The sequence below is a fragment of the Bradyrhizobium sp. genome, assembly GCF_016462955.1.
Taxonomy (GTDB): Bacteria; Pseudomonadota; Alphaproteobacteria; order Rhizobiales; family Xanthobacteraceae; genus Bradyrhizobium.
This window is the reverse complement of sequence record NZ_JAEMSD010000874.1, coordinates 1-1,617: the sequence shown is the minus strand read 5'-3', so window position 1 is coordinate 1,617 and position 1,617 is coordinate 1. Positions and strand designations below refer to the sequence as shown.

Below are 1,617 nucleotides of genomic sequence, written 5' to 3'. Positions count from 1 at the left end.
ATCCTGACCGACGAGGTCAGGCGCAATGGCCTCGGCGGCATCGACCCGGCGCGCCTCGAGCGCTCGATCGGCCAGATCGCGCAGGACTTCAAATTCCGCAAACGCCCGGTCGCGCGCGATGTCTTCGACGGGCAATTCCTGCCGCCGGTCGGGGAGCGGCTGCTCAACTGAGCAAAACCAAAAGCTTCCGCTGTATCCGGCCGCGATCCCTGCTTAGACTAAGGGCTCCATTGTCCACCGATTCCTCGTCCGCATGTCCATCCTCCGTCTCTACACCCGCGTCATCGAGCTGCTCGGCAAGGAGGCGCGGCTGGGCTGGCTGCTCGCGGTCGCCAATCTGCTGCTCGCAGGCTCGCAATTCGCCGAGCCCGTGCTGTTCGGCCGGATCATCGACGTACTCTCGGGCAAGACGGTAGCAGGCTCCAACTCGGCCTGGCCGTTCCTGGCCGCCTGGGTCGCGTTCGGGCTCTTCACCATCGCGTGCAGCGCGGTGGTGGCCTTGCAGGCAGACCGGCTTTCGCACCGCCAGCGCCAGGCGGTGCTGACCGATTATTTCGAGCACATCCTGCAACTGCCGTTGACGTTTCACTCCGGCACTCATTCGGGCCGGCTGATGAAGGTGATGCTCAACGGCACTGATGCGCTGTGGCGGCTGTGGCTCGGCTTCTTCCGCGAGCACTTTGCCGCGATCCTCTCGGTCGTGGTGCTGCTGCCGTTGTCGCTCTATTTGAACTGGCGGCTCGCGATCCTGCTATTCGTGCTCTGCATCGTCTTCACCGCGCTGACGACCTTCGTGGTGCGCAAGACCTTCGGCATGCAGATGGAGGTCGAGGAGCGCTACAGCGAACTCTCCGCGCGCGCTTCGGATGCGCTCGGCAACGTCGCGCTGGTGCAAAGCTTCGTGCGCGTCGAATCCGAGGTCAAGGGGCTGCGCTCCGTCGCCGACGAGCTGCTCGCCGCGCAGATGCCGGTGCTGTCCTGGTGGGCGCTGGTGACGGTGATCACGCGTGCCTCGACCACCATCACGGTGCTGGCGATCTTCACCTTCGGCATCGCGCTGCACGGCCAGGGGCTGACATCCGTCGGCGAGATCGTGATGTTCGTGAGCTTCGCGACGATGCTGATCCAGAAGCTCGAGCAGGTCGTGAGCTTCATCAACAACGTGTTCATGGAAGCCCCGCGCCTGCGCGAGTTCTTCAACGTGCTCGACGCCGTACCCGCGGTGCACGACCGGCCCGACGCGATCGATGCCGGAAGGCTGTCGGGCCTCGTCGAGTTCAACGACGTCACGTTCTCCTATGACGGCAAGCGGCCGGCGATCGAGGACCTCACCTTCACCGCGCTGCCCGGCCAGACCATTGCACTGGTCGGCCCGACGGGCGCCGGCAAGTCGACCGCGATTGCGCTGTTGCACCGCGCCTTCGATCCGCAATCGGGCGTCATCAAGATCGACGGCATGGACCTGCGCGGGGTGACGCTGGCCTCCCTGCGGCGGAACATCGGCGTGGTGTTCCAGGAAGCGCTGCTGTTCAACCGGTCGATCGCGGAAAATCTGCGCGTCGGCAAGCCGCACGCGACCGAAGCCGAGATGCGCAAGGCGGCCGAGCGCGCGCAGGC

General features: G+C 65.5%; 1 protein-coding gene and 1 pseudogene. Both read left to right on the top strand.

Going from position 1 to position 1,617, the window contains the following annotated elements:
* A pseudogene (locus JHD07_RS39430) lies at positions 1 to 171 on the top strand (nitrate ABC transporter substrate-binding protein); the annotation flags it as partial.
* A gap of 82 nt (positions 172 to 253) precedes the next feature.
* Positions 254 to 1,617: ABC transporter transmembrane domain-containing protein (locus JHD07_RS39425; RefSeq protein ID WP_291632035.1), on the top strand; the 1,364-nt coding region annotated here is incomplete at its 3' end.